15 protein-coding genes are annotated in these 20,349 nt (G+C 72.2%); 7 read left to right on the forward strand and 8 right to left on the reverse strand.

The genetic code is table 11. The features are described 5' to 3' along the window. Positions 1-195: 195 nt before the first annotated feature. The gene (locus tag OG965_RS16295) at positions 196-1,494 is read right to left on the reverse strand and encodes a citrate synthase (protein ID WP_371652797.1); all 1,299 of its coding nucleotides are present in this window, start codon (positions 1,492-1,494) and stop codon (positions 196-198) included. Between the two features lie 179 nt (positions 1,495-1,673). Beyond that, entirely contained in the window at positions 1,674-3,890 is a 2,217-nt protein-coding gene (locus OG965_RS16300; protein ID WP_371652798.1) for an ATP-dependent RecD-like DNA helicase, read from the reverse strand. Positions 3,891-4,190: 300 nt separating this feature from the next. Between OG965_RS16300 and OG965_RS16305 the strand changes: the two genes are divergently transcribed. Further along, on the forward strand, positions 4,191-4,616 hold the full coding sequence (locus OG965_RS16305) for a DUF937 domain-containing protein (protein ID WP_371652799.1): 426 nt from the start codon (positions 4,191-4,193) through the stop codon (positions 4,614-4,616). 100 nt (positions 4,617-4,716) lie between these two features. On the opposite strand, the gene OG965_RS16310 is transcribed toward OG965_RS16305, so the two are convergent. Both OG965_RS16310 and OG965_RS16315 read right to left on the reverse strand, forming a co-directional pair. Next, on the reverse strand, positions 4,717-5,523 hold the full coding sequence (locus OG965_RS16310; RefSeq protein WP_371652800.1) for an SDR family NAD(P)-dependent oxidoreductase: 807 nt from the start codon (positions 5,521-5,523) through the stop codon (positions 4,717-4,719). 140 nt (positions 5,524-5,663) lie between these two features. Then, positions 5,664-6,737, reverse strand: a complete 1,074-nt coding sequence (locus tag OG965_RS16315) for a LacI family DNA-binding transcriptional regulator (RefSeq protein ID WP_371652801.1) — start codon at positions 6,735-6,737, stop codon at positions 5,664-5,666. A 192-nt stretch (positions 6,738-6,929) separates the two neighbouring features. Between OG965_RS16315 and OG965_RS16320 the strand changes: the two genes are divergently transcribed. From OG965_RS16320 to OG965_RS16345, 6 genes are all read left to right on the forward strand, one after another. Beyond that, positions 6,930-8,105 (forward strand): Gfo/Idh/MocA family protein, encoded by a 1,176-nt coding sequence (locus OG965_RS16320; RefSeq protein ID WP_371652802.1) that lies wholly within the window; start codon positions 6,930-6,932, stop codon positions 8,103-8,105. Next, entirely contained in the window at positions 8,102-9,256 is a 1,155-nt protein-coding gene (locus OG965_RS16325; protein ID WP_371652803.1) for a dihydrodipicolinate synthase family protein, read from the forward strand. Before OG965_RS16320 ends, OG965_RS16325 begins: the two co-directional genes overlap by 4 nt. Continuing rightward, a complete protein-coding gene (locus tag OG965_RS16330) occupies positions 9,253-10,152 on the forward strand; it encodes a sugar phosphate isomerase/epimerase family protein (protein ID WP_371652804.1) in 900 nt (299 codons plus the stop codon). Before OG965_RS16325 ends, OG965_RS16330 begins: the two co-directional genes overlap by 4 nt. A 115-nt stretch (positions 10,153-10,267) precedes the next feature. Further along, complete coding sequence (locus tag OG965_RS16335; protein ID WP_371656957.1) at positions 10,268-11,062, forward strand: sugar phosphate isomerase/epimerase family protein; 795 nt, start codon at positions 10,268-10,270, stop codon at positions 11,060-11,062. 344 nt (positions 11,063-11,406) lie between these two features. After that, the gene (locus OG965_RS16340) at positions 11,407-13,227 is read left to right on the forward strand and encodes a glycoside hydrolase family 3 protein (RefSeq protein WP_371652805.1); all 1,821 of its coding nucleotides are present in this window, start codon (positions 11,407-11,409) and stop codon (positions 13,225-13,227) included. Positions 13,228-13,287: 60 nt separating this feature from the next. After that, positions 13,288-13,875 carry a hypothetical protein gene (locus OG965_RS16345; protein ID WP_371652806.1) on the forward strand — a complete coding sequence of 196 codons (588 nt, stop codon included), beginning with the start codon at positions 13,288-13,290 and terminating at the stop codon, positions 13,873-13,875. A gap of 199 nt (positions 13,876-14,074) precedes the next feature. Here the strand turns inward: OG965_RS16345 and OG965_RS16350 are convergent, their stop codons facing one another. From OG965_RS16350 to OG965_RS16365, 4 genes are all read right to left on the reverse strand, one after another. Beyond that, the gene (locus OG965_RS16350) at positions 14,075-15,487 is read right to left on the reverse strand and encodes a S28 family serine protease (protein WP_371652807.1); all 1,413 of its coding nucleotides are present in this window, start codon (positions 15,485-15,487) and stop codon (positions 14,075-14,077) included. Between the two features lie 128 nt (positions 15,488-15,615). Beyond that, entirely contained in the window at positions 15,616-16,017 is a 402-nt protein-coding gene (locus tag OG965_RS16355; RefSeq protein WP_371652808.1) for a hypothetical protein, read from the reverse strand. A gap of 85 nt (positions 16,018-16,102) precedes the next feature. Beyond that, on the reverse strand, positions 16,103-16,468 hold the full coding sequence (locus tag OG965_RS16360) for a hypothetical protein (protein ID WP_371652809.1): 366 nt from the start codon (positions 16,466-16,468) through the stop codon (positions 16,103-16,105). An 81-nt stretch (positions 16,469-16,549) separates the two neighbouring features. Then, positions 16,550-20,257, reverse strand: a complete 3,708-nt coding sequence (locus OG965_RS16365) for an ABC transporter ATP-binding protein (RefSeq protein WP_371652810.1) — start codon at positions 20,255-20,257, stop codon at positions 16,550-16,552. Positions 20,258-20,349: the final 92 nt, after the last annotated feature.

Below are 20,349 nucleotides of genomic sequence, written 5' to 3' on the forward strand. Positions count from 1 at the left end.
TCCCGGCCGGATCCCGTGGGGGGAATCCGCACCGGGTAAATGGGAAGCGCCCCGGCCGCCAACCCGTGGGGGGATTGGTGGGCGGGGCGCTTCTGTATGTCTTTTTGGGGGCGCTACGCGCCCCTTAAGGGGCGCGGGGAACTGCGCGACCAGCCACAGCGGACCCGCAGCCGAATCACCGCACCCAGCGAAGCGTTATCGCGCCTCAACCGGCACGAAGTCGCGCAGGACCTCGCCCGTGTAGATCTGGCGCGGGCGGCCGATGCGGGAACCCGGCTCCTTGATCATCTCGTGCCACTGGGCGATCCAGCCCGGGAGGCGGCCCAGGGCGAACAGGACCGTGAACATCTCGGTCGGGAAGCCCATCGCGCGGTAGATCAGACCCGTGTAGAAGTCCACGTTCGGGTACAGGTTGCGCGAGACGAAGTAGTCGTCGGAGAGCGCGTGCTCTTCCAGCTTCAGCGCGATGTCGAGCAGCTCGTCGGACTTGCCGAGGGCCGACAGGACGTCGTGCGCGGCAGCCTTGATGATCTTCGCGCGCGGGTCGAAGCTCTTGTAGACCCGGTGGCCGAAGCCCATCAGACGGACGCCGTCCTCCTTGTTCTTCACCTTGCGGATGAAGGAGTCGACGTCGCCGCCGTTGGCCTGGATGCCTTCCAGCATCTCCAGGACCGACTGGTTGGCGCCACCGTGCAGGGGGCCCCACAGCGCCGAGATGCCCGCCGAGATCGAGGCGAACATGTTGGCCTGCGACGAGCCGACCAGGCGGACCGTCGAGGTCGAGCAGTTCTGCTCGTGGTCCGCGTGCAGGATCAGCAGCTTGTCGAGCGCCGAGACGACGACCGGGTCCAGCTCGTACTCCTGCGCCGGGACCGAGAACGTCATCCGCAGGAAGTTCTCGACGTAGCCGAGGTCGTTGCGCGGGTAGACGAACGGGTGGCCGATCGACTTCTTGTACGCGTACGCCGCGATCGTCGGAAGCTTGGCGAGCAGGCGGATCGTCGAGAGGTGACGCTGCTTCTCGTCGAACGGGTTGTGGCTGTCCTGGTAGAAGGTGGACAGCGCGGAGACGACCGAGGAGAGCATCGCCATCGGGTGGGCGTCCCGCGGGAAGCCGTCGAAGAAGCGCTTGACGTCCTCGTGCAGCAGCGTGTGCTGGGTGATCTCGCTCTTGAACGTCGACTGCTGGTCGACCGTCGGCAGCTCACCGTTGATGAGCAGGTACGCGACCTCCAGGAAGGTCGAGCGCTCCGCCAGCTGCTCGATCGGGTAGCCGCGGTAGCGCAGGATGCCCTGTTCGCCGTCGAGGTAGGTGACCGCGGATTTATAGGCGGCCGTATTGCCGTATCCGCTGTCCAGGGTCACGAGACCGGTCTGGGCCCGGAGCTTCCCGATGTCGAAGCCCTTGTCGCCGACGGTGCTGTCGATCACCGGGTAGGTGTACTCGCCATCGCCGAACCGCAGTACTACAGCGTTGTTAGCGTTCTCGCTCACGTCATCCCTCACCGACGTAGTGCCTCTTCTTCGAGGTGCCCTGACTGTCTCTACCATCCCCCACTTGGCTCAGCAGAGTGCACTCGGGGTCGCCCGTTGGGCTTATTAGCGGCACTCAGTGCCGTCAACCTGCTCATCCTGCCCCCTTCGCCCCGGTTCTGGAAGCCCCAGGTGATGTTTCACACCAAACCGCCCCCTGACAGCCGGTGAGCGAGTGCGGTAAAGCGTCTGCCTGCGGAAACCGTACGCACTGCCTGGCCGATCGCCTTGCGGGACCCCACCAGTACGACGAGTTTTCTGGCGCGGGTGACCGCCGTGTAGAGCAGGTTCCGCTGAAGCATCATCCAGGCGCCCGTGGTGACCGGGATCACCACCGCCGGGTATTCACTGCCCTGCGAGCGGTGGATCGTCACCGCGTACGCATGGGCCAGCTCGTCCAGTTCGTCGAAGTCGTACGGCACCTCCTCGTCCTCGTCCGTCAGCACCGTCAGGCGCTGTTCGTCCAGGTCGAGCGCGGTCACCACGCCGACGGTGCCGTTGAAGACACCGTTCTTGCCCTTCTCGTAATTGTTCCGGATCTGCGTGACCTTGTCGCCCACCCGGAACACCCGGCCGCCGAACCGCTTCTCCGGCAGATCGGGGCGGGCCGGGGTGATGGCCTGCTGGAGGAGGCCGTTGAGGTTGCCCGCGCCGGCCGGGCCTCGGTGCATCGGGGCGAGCACCTGGACGTCCCGCCGGGGGTCGAGGCCGAACTTCGCGGGGATGCGCCGCGCCGCCACGTCCACCGTGAGCCGCCCGGCGTCCTCGGTCTCCTCCTCCACGAAGTGGAAGAAGTCGCTGAGGCCCTGGGTGAGCGGCGGGACGCCGGAGTTGATGCGATGGGCGTTGGTGACCACGCCGGACTGCTGAGCCTGGCGGAAGATCCTGGTGAGGCGCACCCTCGGCACCGGCCCGCCCTCGGCGAGCAGATCGCGCAGCACCTCGCCGGCGCCGACCGAGGGCAGTTGGTCCACGTCGCCGACCATCAGCAGGTGCGCGCCCGGGGCGACCGCCTTCACCAGCTTGTTGGCGAGCAGCAGATCGAGCATCGAGGCCTCGTCGACCACCACCAGATCGGCGTCGAGCGGGCGGTCCTTGTCGTACGCCGCGTCGCCGCCCGGTCGCAGCTCCAGCAGGCGGTGCACCGTCGACGCGTCGGCGCCGGTGAGCTCGGCGAGCCGCTTGGCGGCGCGGCCGGTGGGCGCGGCGAGCACCACCTTGGCCTTCTTGGCCCGGGCGAGCTCGACGACGGAGCGCACGGTGAAGGACTTGCCGCAGCCGGGGCCGCCGGTGAGCACCGCGACCTTGCTGGTCAGGGCGAGCCGCACGGCGTCCTGCTGCTCGGGGGCGAGCTCGGCGCCGGTGCGCGCGGCGAGCCAGGACAGGGCCCGGTCCCAGTCCACGTCCTGGAAGCCCGGCATCCGGTCCTCGCCGGTACGCAGCAGCCGGACGACCTGGGCGGCGAGGGAGAGCTCGGCGCGGTGGAAGGGGACCAGATAGACGGCGTTGACCCGCTCGGCACCGCCCACCGGGCCCGGGACCGGCTCGCGGACGACACCTTCCTCGGCGACCAGCTCGGCCAGGCAGTCGATCACCAGGCCCGTGTCGACCTGGAGGAGCTTCACCGAGTCCGCGATGAGCTGCTCCTCGGGCAGGAAGCAGTGGCCCTGGTCGGTGGACTGGGACAGTGCGTACTGCAAGCCGGCCTTGACGCGTTCCGGGCTGTCGTGCGGGATGCCGACGGCCTGGGCGATGCGGTCGGCGGTGAGGAAGCCGATGCCCCAGACGTCGGCGGCCAGCCGGTAGGGCTGGTTCTTCACCACGGAGATCGAGGCGTCCTCGTACTTCTTGTAGATGCGCACGGCGATGGAGGTGGAGACGCCGACCCCCTGGAGGAAGACCATCACTTCCTTGATGGCCTTCTGCTCCTCCCAGGCGGCTCCGATGAGCTTGGTGCGCTTGGGGCCGAGGCCGGGCACTTCCACGAGGCGCCCCGGCTGCTGCTCGATGACGTCGAGCGTGTCCGTGCCGAAGTGCTCCACGATGCGGTCGGCGATGCGGGGGCCGATGCCCTTGATCAGGCCCGAGCCGAGGTAGCGCCGGATGCCCTGGATGGTGGCGGGCAGCACGGTCGTGTAGTTCTCCACGGTGAACTGCTTGCCGTACTGCGGATGCGAGCCCCAGCGGCCCTCCATCCGCAGCGACTCGCCCGGCTGCGCGCCGAGCAGCGAGCCGACCACCGTGAGGAGATCGCCACCGCCGCGCCCGGTGTCGACCCGGGCGACCGTGTAGCCGTTCTCCTCGTTGGCGTAAGTGATCCGCTCCAGGACCCCTTCGAGCACCGCGAGATTGGACATGATCCGACGCTACCGGTGGGCTCGGACACCGCGGGATGCCTGTGGATAACTTTCCGGTGGGGGGCGGCTGTTGGACGGCCGCCGGAATTCAAGGGGGCCCGGTCCGTATGACCGGGCCCCTCGATTCCCTCCCCTGTCCCTCCCCAGTCGACATTCCCTCGGATCCCCCCGGATCCCTCCCCTGGAACGCCGACGCAAAGTAAGACACCCGTCACGCCACAAGGGTTGTACGACTGCGGGCAGTAATTTTTCCGGAATCTCGACGTGCCGACAAAGGGGGGTGATCGTAGCGTTTCACCCATGAGTGACGATTCCAGCTTCAAAAAGGATGTACTGGATGAGCTGGGGGACGACGGGCTGCAGCAGCTCGCCCAGCAGCTCGGCACGGATCCGGCCGGCGCCCAGCACGTCGTGGAGTCCGCGGCCGCCGAGCTGGCGGACGGGCTGCCCCCGGACGCGGTGGCGTCGGAGGCGGCGGCGCCCCCGCCGGACGCCCGGCCCGAGGACGCGCCCCTGCAGGGTGTGGCCACGCTCGGCGGTCTCGGGGCGGTCGGCGGCGGCCTGGCGGCCGGGGTCCTGGCGAAGGCGACGAAGCCGGTGGCCACGGCGGTCGCGAAGAAGACGGGCCTCCCGGTCGCGACGGTCACGCGGGGACTTGAGCTGCTGGTCCCGGTGGTGCTGGCGGTACTGAGCAAGCGGGGGGCGGCGGGCAAGGGGCCCAGATAGCCCACCGGGACCCCACCCCGCGCCCTAGCCCACCAGGACCGCGCCCCTGGGCCCTGGCCCACCAGGGCCGTACCCCTGGGCCCCAGAGACCCCTACGGGGTCACACCCCCTTCAGATACCCCCCGTCCACCACGAAGTCCGCCCCCGTCGTGCTGCCCGACCTCGGGGACACCAGCAGGGCCACCGCGTCCGCTATCTCCTCGGGGGTCACCAGGCGGCCCGTGGAGACGTTCATCATCTGGGGGGCCAGGGTGTCCATCACCGTGTCGCGGTCCGAGCCCGCCATCGCCGCGATGACGTCCGCCGCGCCGCCCTCCTCGGTCCACCACGCCGTCCGTACCGCCCCCGGCGACACCGTGTTGAAGCGGACGCCCTGCGGGGCGTACTCCTCCGACAGGACCTTCGTGAAGTTGGTCAGGGCCGCCTTCGCCGCGCCGTACTCCGCGTTGCCGACCGCGGGCTGACGCGCCAGGCCCGTCGAGACGTTGACGACGGCGCCGCCGCCCTCGGCGAGCAGGTGCGGCAGGGCCGCGCGAACCGCCCGTACCGCCGAGAACAGGTTGAACTCGAAGATCGCGGCCCAGTCCGCCTCCGGCGCGTCCAGGAACGACGTGCGCGGCAGGCTCACGCCAGGCGGCGGGCCGCCCGCGTTGTTGACCAGGATGTCCAGGCCGCCGAACTCCTCGACGGTACGGGCCACCACGCGCGCGGGGGCCTCGGGGTCCATGAGGTCGGCCGCCACGTGGACGAGCTCGGGGCGGGCCAGCTTCTCCAGCTCCGGGCTGGTGCGGCGGGACACCGCGACCACCCGTGCGCCCTCGTCAAGGAGCGTGCGCACCACCGCGAGGCCGATGCCCTTCGAGGCACCGGTGACAAGTGCGGAACGGCCGGAAAGTTGCAGGTCCATGGGATTGTCTCCTCGGGTGCGGCCCTCGCCCCGGACGGGCGAACCGGAGGCCGTGCACACGATCCTGGTTCGCCGCGGCCCCGCTCGCTGGCGGGAATCCGGCACCGAGTTGGGCCCCGCCGAAGACCGGCGTACGTCCTCTACGCGCGCGTACGTCCCGTCGAGCCCCGGACCATCAACTCGCCGTGCACCGTGGCGATCCCGCCCGGCGGCACCGGCTCCCTGCCCATCGCGAGCCGGCCCGCCCGCGCCCCCGCCTCGTACAGCGGCAGCCGTACCGTCGTCAGGGCGGGGACCGCGTCCGTGCTGAACGGGAGGTCGTCGAAGCCCGCCACCGAGACGTCGTCCGGGATGGAAAGGCCGCGGTCGCGCAGGGCCGCGCAGGCGCCCAGCGCGACCGTGTCGTTGGCGGCCACCACGGCCGTCAACGACGGGTCGAGGCGCAGGAGTTCGATGGTCGCGTCATAGCCGGAGCGGCGGTCGTACGAGCCGTGGACGAGCGGGCCGGGCGCCACGCCCGCGTCCGCGAGCGCGGCCAGGTGGCCCTCGACGCGGTGCCGGGTCGTGGTGCGCTCCTCGGGGCCCGCGACATAGCCGATGCGGCGGTGGCCGAGCGCCAGCAGATGCTCCGTCAGCCGTCGGCTGCCGCCCCGGTTGTCGAAGGTGAGCGTCGCCGCGACGGGCCCGGCGGGCAGGGCCTCGGCCCCGGCTCCGGCCCCGGGAAGCACCAGCGGCGGGCGCCCGCACAGCACGATCCGCGCCCCCGCCTCCGCCAGCCGACTCAGCTTCGCCGCGACCGCCGCCGCGTGGTCGGGGTCCTCCAGGGCGCCGCCGGTGAGGATGACCGCCGCCGCGCGCTGGCGCTGGAGCAGGGTGAGGTAGGTGAGTTCGCGCTCCGGCGAGCCCCCCGTGTTGCAGACCACGGCCAGCTTCTCGCGGGTCCCGGGGCCGCCCCCGATCTCCGACTGGGCGGCGCCCGCCATGATGCCGAAGAAGGGGTCGGCGATGTCGTTGACGAGTATGCCGACCAGGTCGGAGGTGGCGGCGGCGAGCGAACTCGCGGGCCCGTTCAGGACGTAGTCCAGTTCGTCGACGGCTCGCAGGACGCGCTCGCGGGTGGCCGCGGCGACCGGATAGTTGCCGTTGAGCACCCGCGAGACGGTCGCCGGGGACACCCGGGCGCGCGCCGCCACATCCGCGAGGGTCGCTGTCATCTCTGCCTCCGGGCACGTCTCTTGGGCACTTGGGGTGGTCCGCCGCGCGCCTCTTGTCGGCGGCGCTGTGCGCAGGCTAGCGTCCCCCTCGATAGAAAGCGCTTGCTACCGCTGTTACCAGTAGATCACCGCTGGATCACCGTGCCCCGCCGGCCGGTACGGAAGGGGCCGAGGGGATTGAAGGGGCTTCAGATGACACCCACACCCGCACGCCGGACCGTACGGATCGCCATGAACGGCGTCACCGGCCGCATGGGCTACCGCCAGCACCTCGTACGCTCCCTGCTCGCCCTGCGCGACCAGGGCGGCCTGGACCTCGGCGACGGCACGGTCCTGTGGCCCGAGCCCGTCCTGGTGGGCCGCCGCGAGCCCGCGCTGCGGGCGATCGCCGAGCGGCACGGCCTGGCCCACTGGTCCACCGACCTGGACGCCGTGCTCGCCGACGACACCGTGGAGATCTACTTCGACGCCCAGGTCACCTCCGCCCGCCAGGAGTCGATCGCCAGGGCGATCGCGGCGGGCAAGCACGTCTACACCGAGAAGCCCACCTCGACCGGCCTGTCCGGCGCCCTGGAGCTGGCCCGGCTCGCCCGGGACGCCGGGATCAAGCACGGCGTAGTCCAGGACAAGCTCTTTCTGCCGGGCCTGCTGAAGCTGAAGCGGCTGGTCGACGGCGGCTTCTTCGGGCGGATCCTGTCGGTGCGGGGCGAGTTCGGCTACTGGGTCTTCGAGGGCGACTGGCAGAGCGCCCAGCGCCCGTCGTGGAACTACCGCGCCCAGGACGGCGGCGGCATCGTCGTCGACATGTTCCCGCACTGGGAGTACGTGCTGCACGAGCTCTTCGGCCGCGTCACCTCCGTACAGGCGCTGGCGACCACGCATGTGCCGCAGCGCTGGGACGAGGGCGGCAAGCCGTACGACGCGACCGCCGACGACGCCGCGTACGGGATCTTCCAGCTGGAGGGCGGCGCGGTCGCCCAGATCAACTCCTCCTGGGCGGTCCGCGTGCACCGGGACGAGCTGGTCGAGTTCCAGGTGGACGGCACCGAGGGCTCGGCGGTGGCGGGCCTGCGCACCTGCCGCGCCCAGCACCGCGCCGCGACCCCCAAGCCGGTGTGGAACCCGGACCTGCCCGCGACCGAGCCGTTCCGCGAGCAGTGGCTGGAGGTGCCGGACAACACCGGGCCCGACAGCGGGTTCGACAACGGCTTCAAGGCCCAGTGGGAGCTCTTCCTGCGCCATGTGGCCCTCAACACCCCCTATCGCTGGGACCTGTTGGCGGGCGCGCGCGGAGTGCAGCTGGCCGAGCTGGGGCTGCGGTCCTCGGCCGAGGGCCGTCGTATCGAGGTGCCGGAGATCGCGCTGTGAGCCTGCTGCTGCCGCGCGCGGGCGGGGAGCTCGTACGGTACGAGCCGCGCCGGGACCCGGTCGTCGTCGCCCCGGGCGGCCCGCTCACCTCCCGTACGGTCTTCTCGGCGGCGCACGTCGTCGCCGACCCGTACGCCGACACCGCGCCCGAGGGACCGGCGGCCGTCGACTGGGAGACCACGCTCGCCTTCCGCCGCCATCTGTGGTCGCACGGACTCGGTGTCGCGGAGGCGATGGACACCGCACAGCGCGGCATGGGCCTGGACTGGGCCGGGGCCGCCGAGCTGATCCGGCGCTCGGCCGCCGAGGCGCGGGAGGTCGGCGGGCGGATCGCCTGCGGGGCGGGCACCGACCAGCTCTCCCCGGGCGCCTCGCTTCCCGAGGTGACGGCCGCTTACGAGGAGCAGCTCGCCCTCGTCGAAGGCGTCGGAGCCCAGGCGATCCTGATGGCTTCGCGGGCGCTGGCGGCGGTGGCGCGCGGCCCGGAGGACTATCCGGCGGTGTACGGGCGGCTGTTGGAGCAGACCGCCCGGCCGGTGATCCTGCACTGGCTCGGCCCGATGTTCGACCCGGCGCTCGCCGGGTACTGGGGCTCGCCCGACCTCGACACGGCCACCGAGGCGTTCCTGGGGATCGTCGCGGCCCACGCGGAGAAGGTCGACGGGGTCAAGGTGTCGCTGCTCGACGCCCGCCGGGAGGTGGAGCTCAGACGGCGCCTGCCGGACGGCGTGAAGTGCTACACGGGCGACGACTTCCACTACCCCGAGCTGATCGAGGGCGACGAACAGGGCTTCAGCCACGCCCTGTTGGGGATCTTCGACCCGCTGGGCCCGGTGGCCGCGGACGCGGTACGGGCGCTGGACGCGGGCGATCCCGCGGGCTTCCGCAAGCGTCTGGACCCGACCGTCGAGCTCGCCCGCCACCTCTTCGGGGCGCCGACCCGCTTCTACAAGACGGGTGTGGTCCTGCTCGCCTGGCTGGCGGGCCACCAGGACCACTTCACGATGGTCGGCGGCCTCCAGTCGGCCCGCTCGCTGCCGCATCTGGCGCGGGCGTACGAACTGGCCGACGGTCTGGGCCTGTTCCCGGACCCGGAGGCGGCCGAGTCCCGTATGCGCACCCTGCTCACGGTCTACGGAGTCACCTCATGATCCCCCTCGATCCCATGTACCTCTCCCGTCTCAGCATCAACCAGATGACCGTGAAGCAGCTCTCGCTGCCCGAACTCGTCGACGCGTGTGCGGAGTCGGGCGTACCGGGCGTCGGGCTGTGGCGCGAGCCCGTCCGGGCGTACGGCGTCGAGGCGGCCGCGCGGCTCGTCCGGGACGCCGGGCTGAGCGTCACCACGCTGTGCCGGGGCGGCTTCTTCACGGCGAGCGAGCCCCACGCGCGCGTACGTGCGCTCGACGACAACCGGGCGGCGATCGACGAGGCGGCGACCTTGGGCACGGACACGCTGGTGCTGGTCTCGGGCGGACTGCCGGAGGGCAGCCGGGACCTGGCCGGGGCGAGGGAGCGGGTCGCCGACGCCCTGGCCGAGCTCGGGCCGTACGCGCGCGCCCGGGGCGTACGCCTGGCGATCGAGCCGCTGCACCCGATGTACGCCTCGGACCGCTGTGTCGTGTCCACCCTCGGCCAGGCCCTGGAGCTCGCCGAACGGTTCCCGGCCGAGGAGGTGGGGGTCGTCGTCGACACCTACCACGTCTGGTGGGACGACCTGGCCCCGGCCGCCGTGGCCCGCGCCGGGGCGGGCGGGCGCATCCACTCCTTCCAACTGGCGGACTGGATCACGCCGTTGCCCGCCGGTGTCCTGACCGGGCGCGGCCAGCTCGGGGACGGCGTGATCGACCTGTGGGGGTGGTGCGAGCGGGTGGACGCGGCGGGCTACCCGGGCCCCGTGGAGGTCGAGCTGTTCAACGAGGGGCTGTGGGGACGCAAGGGGGTGGAGGTGCTGCGGGAGACCGTGGAGCGGTTCGGGGCGGTGGTGCGGGGTGGCCCGGTCTCGCCAGACGGATCGGTGGAGCCCTCCGGGTCCTCCGTACGGTGACGTCCGCCCGGCATACTGGCCCCGTGGCCGACACACACTCCGCCCCACCGCGCCCCGAGCCCGTCCTGCGGGACCCCCGTCCGGGGGACCTGGGCCTGGCGGACCGGTGAGCGGCGTGCGGTACGCGTTCTCCACCCTCGGGGTGCCCGGCCTCCCCGTCCCCGACGTCGTCCGCCTCGCCGTCGCGCACGGCTACCACGGCGTCGAGCTCCGCGCCCACCCCGAGGAGCCGGTGCACCCCGGCATCGGCGCGCGCCAACGGGCGGACGTGGCCGCTGAGTTCGCGGCGCACGGCGTCCGCGTGCTCACCGTCGCCGGGTACGCGCGCGTGGCCGACCCCGACGACGCCGAGCGGCTGGACGCGCTGGTGGACCTCGCGTACGACCTCGGCGCCTCGTACGTACGCGTCTTCCCCGGCGGCCGGGGCGGCCCCGAGGACGACGGCGTCGCCGTGCGGCGGCTGCGGTCGGTGGCCGCGCTCGCCGCCGACCGGGGGGTGCGGGTCCTGCTCGAAACGCATGACTCGCACCGCACCGGCGCGGCCGTCGCCCGCGTCCTGGACCGGGTCGGCGCGCCCGCGGCCGGCGCGCTGTGGGACGTGATGCACACCTGGCTCGGCGGCGAGAGCCCGGCCGAGTCGTACGCGGCGCTCGCCCCGCACCTGGGATACGTCCAGGTCAAGGACATCGCCTCGGCCCAGGACACCACCCCGCTGCCGCTGGGCGCCGGGGTGCTGCCGCTGGCGGACTGCCTGGCGCCGCTCGACCCGGACGGCTGGCTGTGCTGGGAGTACGAGAAGCGCTGGTACCCGGACGCGGCGGAGCTGCCCGGGCTGCTGACGGCCGGTCGGGAACGGCTGGCCGCGCTGCTCGCGGGGACCGCGACGCCAGCGCCGCCCGTCCGCCCCTGACCCACCCGAACCCCCAACCCCCGACGCCCGGTTCCGTACCTTTTCCCGGAACGCGCCATGGCCGGGAACCCCGCGGTGGCGGGCTCCGTCCAAGTGCCGTACTGCCGGTGAGTCTCCGCAGAGCGGTGTCGGTCCTCGCTGCTGGCTGCGAACGGCCGACTCCCCTCTCCAACCGCCTGCGGCCGGCAGCACAGCCGCCACCGGTGCGCCCCCCTCCGACTGCGCCGGTGGCGGCCGCCCCCTCCTTTTCCGGGTCCGGCGGTGCGCGCCCCCTTGACCGGCAATAACTTTCCGGTTATCCGTTCGGTTTGGAAGTTTCTTCCAGACCTAGGGATGGAGTGCCCGTGTCGCACCGCACCTCCAGACGCACCCTCCTCACCACCGCCGCCGCGACGGCCGCCGCGGCCGCCGTCGGGCCCGCGCTCCCCGCGTACGCCGAGGCGCGCCGCGCCCCGAATGACCGCCTGCGCCGGATCGTCTCCCGGATGTCCCCGGCGGAGAAGGTCGGCCAGCTCTTCGTGATGCGGGTGTACGGACACTCCGCGACCGCGCCCGACCAGGCCGACATCGACGCCAACATGAGCGAGACGGGCGTGCGCACCGCCGCCGAGCTCATCGCCAAGTACCACGTCGGCGGCATCATCTACTTCACCTGGGCGCACAACACCCGCGACCCGCACCAGATCGCCGACCTCTCCAACGGCATCCAGCGGGCAGGCCTGTCCCAGCCCACGCCCGTGCCGCTGCTCATCGCCACCGACCAGGAGCACGGCATCGTCTGCCGGGTCGGCCACCCCGCCACCCTCTTCCCGGGCGCGATGGCGCTGGGCGCCGGGGGCTCGACGCGCGACGCCCGTACGGTCGGGCGGGTCGCCGGGGCCGAGCTGCGCGCGCTGGGGATCCGGCAGAACTACTCCCCCGACGCCGATGTGAACGTCAACCCGGCCAACCCGGTCATCGGCGTCCGCTCCTTCGGCGCCGACCCGGCGGCGGTCGCCCGGATGGTGGCGGCGGAGGTGCGCGGCTACCAGGAAGCGGGGATCGCCGCGACCGCCAAGCACTTCCCCGGGCACGGCGACACCACGGTCGACAGCCACACCGGCATCCCGGTGATCACCCACACCCGTCAGCAGTGGGAGGAGCTGGACGCGCCGCCGTTCCGGGCCGCGGTCGCCGCCGGGATCGACTCGATCATGACGGCGCACATCCAGTTCCCGGCGCTGGACGCGACCAACGACCCGGCGACGCTGTCGCACCCGATCCTCACCGGGATCCTGCGCGAGGAGCTCGGCTACCGCGGGGTGATCGTCACCGACTCGCTCGGTATGCAGGGCGTACGGGACAAGTACGGCGACGACCGGGTGCCGGTGCTCGCCCTGAAGGCCGGGGCCGACCAGCTGCTCAACCCGCCGGACCTGGCGGTGGCCTGGAACGGTGTGATGGCGGCGGTCACCAGTGGCGAGATCAGCACGGCCCGGCTCGACGAATCGATCCTGCGGATCCTTGAACTCAAGGAGCGGCGCGGCCTGTTCAGCCATCCGTACGTGTCGGGGCCCGGCGTGGACCGGGTGGTCGGCACCCGGCCGCACCTCGCCGCCGCCGACGCGGTGGCCGAGCGGACGACGACCCTGCTCGTCAACACGGGCGGGCTGCTCCCGCTGTCGCGGCGAAGCCATCGGAACGTGCTGGTCGTGGGCGCGGACCCGGCGTCGCCGTCCGGGACGACCGGGCCTCCGACGGCCGTCCTGGCCAAGGCCCTGGCCGAACTGGGCTTCACCGCGACCGCACTGTCGACCGGAACCCTGCCCTCGCAGGCGCAGATCGACGCGGCGGTGGCGGCGGCGCGGGGCAAGGACGCGGTGGTGGTGGGCACGTACAACGCGGGGCCGGGCGGGGCACAGGCCCGGCTGGTGGCGGCGCTCGGCGCGACCGGTGTGCCGGTGGTGCACCTCGCGATCCGCAACCCGTACGACATCGCCCACCTCAGCGGGTACACGGCCTCGCTCGCCGCCTACTCCTGGACGGACGTCGAACTGCGGGCGGCGGTACGGGTCCTGGCGGGCCGGGCGGAGCCTGCCGGGCGGCTGCCGGTGGCGGTGCCACGCGGGGACGATCCGGCCCGGGTGCTGTATCCGATCGGATACGGGCTGTCGTACCAGAGATAACCCTCGGGCCCTCTGGCGTGTTTTCGCGGTGAGCGGTCACGCTGGTGCGGGGGGTCCGACATGTACGAGTACGGTGCCGCAAGACTGGTTCGGGCCGTTTCGGCCGCGCTCTGGGCCGGGACGCTGCTGCTGACGGGCTGCCAGCGGGCACCGGCCGCCCCGGCTCCCCCGGCCTCGGCCCCCACACCGTCCTACGGCGCCACGTTCCTCGGGCCCGGGGACTGCGCGGCGCGGGGGCAGGCGTTCCGCGAGGTGCCGTGCACCAGCGAGCGCGCGGTGGCACAGGTCTCCGTGCGCAGCGAGGGGACCCGGGCGGCCGGGGCGGCGGGATGCCCGCTGAACACGGACTTCGTGCTGTACATCGGGGGCGAGGGCGCCTCGGGCTACGCCTGTATGCGCAACCTGGAGGCGCCGCACCCGGGCGACCCGGGGATGGGCGGCGGCCCCTTCACGGTGGTCGGCGACTGCGTGTTCCACGCGGGGGCGGACCAGGTGAAGGAGACGCCGTGCGACGGATCGGGCGCCAACCCACCGGAGTACAGGGTGACTTCCGCGGTCCCCCGCCGCCCCGACTGCCCCGCGTCGACGGCGCTGTACGTGGAGCTGCCGGGGGCCGGGGAGGGGGTGGGGTGCGCGCGACGGCTGTGATCGCCCCACCCCACCCCTTCCCGAAACCCTCCGGGGGAGTCTCCGTTCGTCTGCGGACCGTGCCGGGTTGCTCGCGCAGTTCCCCGCGCCCCTTAAATGCCGCTACGCGGCATCCCCTGGGCGCCCCGAAGGGGCGCATCCAGGGGCGCGGGGAACTGCGCGACCAGCCCCCACTCACCCGCAGACGAACCCCGGGCCCCTACGGCCGCAGCGTCGGCTCGCGCTCGACGGACTGGCGGTCCAGGACCGCGTCGTAACGCGCCAGGGGCTTGGCCTGGGTCGCGGTCGTCGCGGGCACGCCCGCCCAGCGCAGGATCGCCGACGTCGCCGTCGCCTTCTGCTCGGCCGCCAGGCCCGCCACCTTCGAGCCGTGGTTGCCGCCCGCGACCGTGAACACGTACGAGTCACGCGTCCCCGCTCCGAGGCGGAAGCGCTCCGCGCCCCACGGGTCGTTCTGGCCGTACACGTACAGCATCTGGTCGGCGTGGTGCCGGACCCAGGTGTCGACCTGCGGCATCGCCGCCGGGTGGAAGCGCATCGGGATGGAGCGCGGGACGAAGTGGCGCGGGGGCTGGTAGCCGTAGCGGCTCAGACCGCCGAGCCAGGGCTGCTCGATGGTGGGCGAGCCGAGCTGCGTACCCGCCTGGTAGTAGTACGGCGTGTACGGCTCCAGGCCCTGGTCCGTGTAGAACGAGAAGCCGGAGATCGTGTCGACCGAGTCCCAGATCGCCTGGTCGGTCGCGTGCGGCGCGTCCGCCGGGATGGTGCCGCAGTCCGACAGCAGGCTGTACTGCCAGAACCCCCACACGTAGTCGAGCACGACCGCCTCGTACGCCTTGTCGAGGGAGCCGGTCGTGGTGAAGGTGTAGCCGTTGGCCTTCGCGTACTCCGCGTACTTGGCCTCCAGCGGCTTGCGGCGCACCAGCGCCTCGCGCTGCACCGCCTCCAGCTTGTCGCGGCACTCCTTGGTGCCGACGTTCCGGAAGAAGCGGTCGTACGCCGAGTCCTCGTTGTTCACGACGTCGTTGGGGGCGACGTACGCCACCACGCCGTCCATGTCCTTGGGATAGAAGCGCTTGTAGTACGTCGCCGTCATCCCGCCCTTCGAGCCGCCGGTCGTCAGCCAGTTCTTGCTGTACACCGGCTTCAGGGCCTCGAAGATGCTGTGCTGGTCGCTGGCCGCCTGCCAGATGTCCAGCTTGTTCCAGTCCGCCGGGGCGGGCCGGGACGGGGTGAAGTAGCGGTACTCGACCGAGACCTGGTTGCCGTCCACGATCTGGGTCGGCTCGGAGCGGCTCGGGTTGGTCGACACGTTGTAGCCGCTGGTGTACATGACCGTCGGGCGGCCGGTGTCCTTGTGCAGCAGGGTGATCCGCTGCTGGAAGGTGCCCGCGGCGCGGTTGTGGTGGTCCACCTGCTGGGTGAAGTTGAGGACGAAGTACCGGTAGCCGGGGTACGGCTTCTCCTCGATGAGACTCACCCCGGGTATCGCCAGGATGCGGTCCTTTATGTCCGGCTCGGCGGCGGAGGCCGCCCCTGCCGTGGCTCCCGCCACACTCACCGTGCCTATGAGCACGACGAGTGAAAGAAGCCATCTGAGCGTCTTGCGCATGCACTCTCCCCTGGGGTCACGACGTGACGCGATCGTCGTGAACCTAGCGGGGCAACACCCGCACCACCAGACCCAATTGTCCCGCCGCGGTGTTATGGCAGCGTTGTCATCCTCTGCTCAAGGCCCGCTCAACACAGGATCCAGCCCGTGGAGCCGCCGCTGCCCGCCACCGAACCCGACGCCCGTACACAGCGGTTGATCGCGTGCACCGAGACCGGGCCCGCCTGCCGGGTGAACCGGCCGCTGTCCGAGACCGGGCCGCCGCCGCGCGCCTGGATGGTCACCGACATCTGCCGTCTGACGCCGGACGGCTTGGCGACCGCGATCGCGCACGCGTAGCCGTGCGTCTTGTAGACCCGCAGCTCGCCGGTGGCGAACTTGACCGTCTTGACCTGCCGCCCGCCGCACGCGGCCGCCGCGTCGGCGCTCCCCGCACCCGGCCCGAGCACGGTCAGGGCAGCCGTCGCCAGGAGCACGGCCAGACCCGGCCCGGCCCGCCCGCGCAGCCCCCGCGTTCCCCCACCGAACACGCTTACCCCCTTCCGTCACATGAGCGTATGTGAGTACGGACGCGCGGGGGCTACCCGCGGTTGCGCGGGGAGCGGGGCGGTCCCGTCAGGCGTTGCTGAGCAGCATCGCGAGGAAGGTCAGCTCCGCGAAGAGCTGGACGCACAGGCCCGCCGTCCGCAGCTCCTTGACGCGCCGGGCGCGGTCGGGCACGGCCAGTACGAGGACGAGGGCGAGACCGGCGACGGCGAGGGCCCAGCCGAGCGGACTGCCGCCGACCCCGTGGTGGCGGCAGTCCGGGTAGTAGTCGCCGTAGGTCAGACACCGGGAGAACCGGTCCGAGCTGGCCACGACGAGCACCGCGAGAACCACCGCCGGGATCAGCCCGACCGCCGAGAGCACGGCCGCCGAGCGCAGCCGGGGCAGGGAGGTCGTCGGGGTCGGGGCGGGCTCGGACCCGGTGTTCGTGGTCATGCCCCCGATCAAACCGGGGACGGCCCGCCGCGCGGACCGTCCCCGGTACTCATTTCCGTACGTACGCGTACTCAGAGCCGCTCACACCGCCGCGGGCTCGTCCTCGCCGATGAAGGTGCGCCACAGGCTCGCGTACCGGCCGTCCTGGGCGAGGAGTTCGTCGTGGGTGCCGTCCTCGACGACCCGGCCGTGGTCCATCACCACGACCCGGTCCGCGCGGGCGGCCGTGGTGAGGCGGTGGGCGACGACCAGGGTGGTGCGGCGGCCGGTGAGCCGGTCGGTGGCCTGGTTGACCTGGGCCTCGGTGGCCAGGTCCAGGGCCGCGGTGGCCTCGTCGAGGAGCAGGACGTCCGGGTCGACGAGCTCGGCGCGGGCCAGCGCGATCAGCTGGCGCTGTCCGGCCGAGAGGTTGCGGCCGCGCTCGGCCACCTCGTGGAGGTAGCCGCCGTCCAGGGTGGCGATCATGTCGTGCGCGCCGACCGCGCGGGCCGCCGCCTCGACCTGGGCGTCGGTGGCGTCGGGCCGCCCGTAGGCGATGGCGTCCCGGACGGTCCCGGCGAACAGGTACGCCTCCTGCGGGACGACGCCGAGGCGGTGGCGGTAGGCGGTGATGTCGAGCGAGCGCAGGTCGGTGCCGTCGGCGGTGACCCGGCCGCCGGTCGGGTCGTAGAACCGCGCGACCAGCTTGACCAGTGTCGACTTGCCCGCGCCGGTCTCGCCGACGAAGGCGACGGTCTGCCCGGCCGGGATCCGCAGGCTCACGCCCGACAGCGCCTCCTCCTTGTCGCCGTACGCGAAGTCGACGTCCTCGAAGGCGATCTCGCCGCGCAGGGACAGCACGTCCAGCGGCTCGTCGGCCGTCGCCGTGGAGGTCGGCTCGCGCAGCAGCTCCTGGATGCGCTTCAGCGAGACGGCCGCCTGCTGGTAGCCGTCGAAGACCTGCGAGAGCTGCTGTACGGGGGCGAAGAACAGGTCGATGTAGAGGAGGTACGCGACGAGCGCGCCGGTCGTCAGGGTGCCCGCGTCGACCCGGTGGGCGCCCACGATCAGCACCGCGGCCGCCGCGACCGACGACAGGAGCTGGACGAACGGGAAGTACACCGAGATCAGCCACTGGCCGCGGATACGGGCCTTGCGGTAGTCGGCGCTGCGGGCGGCGAACCGCTCGCCGCCGTCGCGCTCGCGGCCGAAGGCCTGGACGATCCGCAGCCCGCTCACCGACTCCTGGAGGTCGGCGTTGACCCCCGCGACCCGCTCGCGGGCCAGCTCGTACGCCTTCACGCTCTGCTTGCGGAAGAAGTACGTGCCGAAGATCAGCGGCGGCAGGGTGGCGAAGACGACCAGGGCGAGCTGGAGGTCGATGACCAGGAGCGCCAGCATGATGCCGAAGAAGGTGACGACCGAGACGAACGCGGTGACCAGACCGGTCTGGAGGAAGGTGGCCAGCGCGTCGACGTCGGTGGTCATCCGGGTCATGATCCGGCCGGTCAGCTCGCGCTCGTAGTAGTCCAGGCCGAGCCGCTGGAGCTGGGCGAAGATCTTCAGGCGGAGGCTGTAGAGGACGCGCTCGCCGGTGCGCCCGGTCATCCGGGTCTCGCCGAACTGCGCGGCCCACTGGATCGCCACGGTCAGCAGGGCCAGGCCCGCGGCCGCCCACACCGCACCCAGCGCCAGCTTGGAGACGCCCTGGTCGATGCCGTGCCGGATCAGGACCGGCAGCAGCAGGGACATGCCCGCGTCGACCGCGACGAGCGCGAGGCTGACGGCCAGCGGCTTGCCGAAGCCGCGCAGCAGACGGCGCAGCCCGTACGACTCCTCGGGCTGCACGGCCCGGGCCTCGTCGATCTGCGGGGTGTCGTCGGCCGGGGGCAGCGCCTCGACCTGGGCGAGGAGCTCGGGGGTCGCCGGCATGCCGCCGGGGGCGGAGGAGACGGGCTTGTCCTCGCGTATCCACAGCGGCGGTGTGATGCCCCGCTCGGCGTCGAACTCGGCGTCCAGCTCGTCCCGTACGGTGTGGTCCTCCACCGCCTCGGCCGGCGCGATGTGGCCGGGCGAGACCGCGCCCAGCTCGTCGGGGTCGGTCAGCAGACGGCGGTAGAGCGCCGAGTCGCGCTGCAGCTCCTCGTGGGTGCCAAGCGCCGCCAGGCGGCCCTCGTCGAGGACGGCGATGCGGTCCGCGAGGTTGAGGGTGGAGCGGCGGTGGGCGATGAGCAGCGTGGTGCGCCCGGCCATCACCGACTTCAGAGCCTCGTGGATCTCGTGCTCCACGCGCGCGTCCACGGCCGAGGTGGCGTCGTCCAGGACCAGCAGGCGCGGGTCGGTGAGGATGGCGCGGGCCAGGGCGACGCGCTGGCGCTGGCCGCCCGAGAGGGTCAGGCCGTGCTCGCCGACCGTGGTGTCGTAGCCGCCCGGCAGCTCGGAGATGAAGCGGTCCGCCTGCGCGGCGCGCGCGGCGGCCTCGATCTCCTCCTGGGTGGCGTCCGGCTTCCCGTACGCGATGTTGGCGCGCACGGTGTCGGAGAAGAGGAAGCTGTCCTCCGGCACCAGGCCGATGGCGGCACGCAGCGAGGCCAGGGTCAGCTCGCGCACGTCGTGGCCGCCGACCAGGACGGCCCCGTGGGTGACGTCGTAGAAGCGCGGCAGCAGCAGCGAGACGGTGGACTTGCCGGAGCCGGAGGCGCCGACGACGGCGACGGTCTCGCCGGGGCGGATCTCCAGGGAGAAGCCGTCCAGGACCGGTCGCCCGTCCTCATACCCGAAGCGCACGTCGTCGAACTCGACGGTGGCCGGGGCGTCGGCGGGCAGCTCCTTGGTGCCGTCCGCGATGGACGGCTCGGTGTCGATCAGCTCCAGGACGCGCTCGACGCCGGCCCGGGCCTGCTGGCCGACGGTGAGCACCATGGCCAGCATCCGCACCGGCCCGACGAGCTGCGCCAGATAGGTGGAGAACGCCACGAAGGTGCCGAGCGTGATCTCGCCCCGGGTGGCGAGCCAGCCGCCGAGCGCCAGCATGGCCACCTGGCCGAGCGCGGGGACGGCCTGGAGGGCCGGGGTGTAGCGGGAGTTCAGCTTGATGGTGCGCAGCCGGCCCGCGAAGAGCTTGCGGCCCACCTCGCGGAGCTTGCCGGTCTCCTGGTCCTCCTGGCCGAAGCCCTTGACCACGCGGACGCCCGAGACGGCGCCGTCGACGACGCCCGCCACGGCGGCCGCCTGGCCCTGGGCGTACCAGGTGGCGGGGAAGAGCCGGGTGCGGCTGAGCCGGGCGATGAACCACAGCGCGGGCGCCACGGCCAGCGCGACCACGGTCAGCAGCGGGGAGAGCCAGGCCATCACGGCCAGCGAGATCAGGAAGAGCAGGATGTTGCCGATGGTCATCGGCAACATGAAGAGCAGGCCCTGGATGAGCTGGAGGTCGCTGGTGGCCCGGCCGACGACCTGGCCGGTGGAGAGCTCGTCCTGGCGCCGCCCGTCGAGCCGGGTGATCGTCGCGTACATGTCGGTACGCAGGTCGTGCTGGACGTCCAGGGCGAGGCGGCCGCCGTAGTAGCGGCGTATGTACGTAAGTACGTACACGACGACCGCCGCGGCTATGAGAAGGCCGGTCCAGACCGCCAGGGACCGAGTGTGGGCCCCGATCACATCGTCGATGATCACCTTGGTGGCCAGCGGGACCAGAGCCATCACCGCCATGCCGCCGAGCGACGACCCGAGCGCCAGCACGACATCGCGCCGGTACCGCCAGGCGTACCCGGTGAGCCGTCGTGCCCACCCCTGCTCTGCCGCCGCCACTGGTTGCCTCCCGTTTGTCCGCTCCACCGGAAGGCTCCAACGCCGTCACCGGCGGATTTCATCCCGCGGCAACATTTGGAAGCGGTTCGGAA

Origin of the sequence: Streptomyces sp. NBC_00224 (assembly GCF_041435195.1) — a bacterium.
Lineage (GTDB): Bacteria > Actinomycetota > Actinomycetes > Streptomycetales > Streptomycetaceae > Streptomyces.

Excerpts from the sequence above, each read along its gene's own strand:
- OG965_RS16315 (WP_371652801.1), bottom strand. The coding sequence starts at position 6,737 with ATGACAGCGACCCTCGCGGATGTGGCGGCGCGCGCCCGGGTGTCCCCG.
- OG965_RS16300 (WP_371652798.1), bottom strand. The coding sequence starts at position 3,890 with ATGTCCAATCTCGCGGTGCTCGAAGGGGTCCTGGAGCGGATCACTTAC.
- OG965_RS16330 (WP_371652804.1), top strand. The coding sequence starts at position 9,253 with ATGATCCCCCTCGATCCCATGTACCTCTCCCGTCTCAGCATCAACCAG.
- OG965_RS16305 (WP_371652799.1), top strand. The coding sequence starts at position 4,191 with ATGAGTGACGATTCCAGCTTCAAAAAGGATGTACTGGATGAGCTGGGG.
- OG965_RS16310 (WP_371652800.1), bottom strand. The coding sequence starts at position 5,523 with ATGGACCTGCAACTTTCCGGCCGTTCCGCACTTGTCACCGGTGCCTCG.
- OG965_RS16345 (WP_371652806.1), top strand. The coding sequence starts at position 13,288 with ATGTACGAGTACGGTGCCGCAAGACTGGTTCGGGCCGTTTCGGCCGCG.
- OG965_RS16350 (WP_371652807.1), bottom strand. The coding sequence starts at position 15,487 with ATGCGCAAGACGCTCAGATGGCTTCTTTCACTCGTCGTGCTCATAGGC.
- OG965_RS16360 (WP_371652809.1), bottom strand. The coding sequence starts at position 16,468 with ATGACCACGAACACCGGGTCCGAGCCCGCCCCGACCCCGACGACCTCC.
- OG965_RS16320 (WP_371652802.1), top strand. The coding sequence starts at position 6,930 with ATGACACCCACACCCGCACGCCGGACCGTACGGATCGCCATGAACGGC.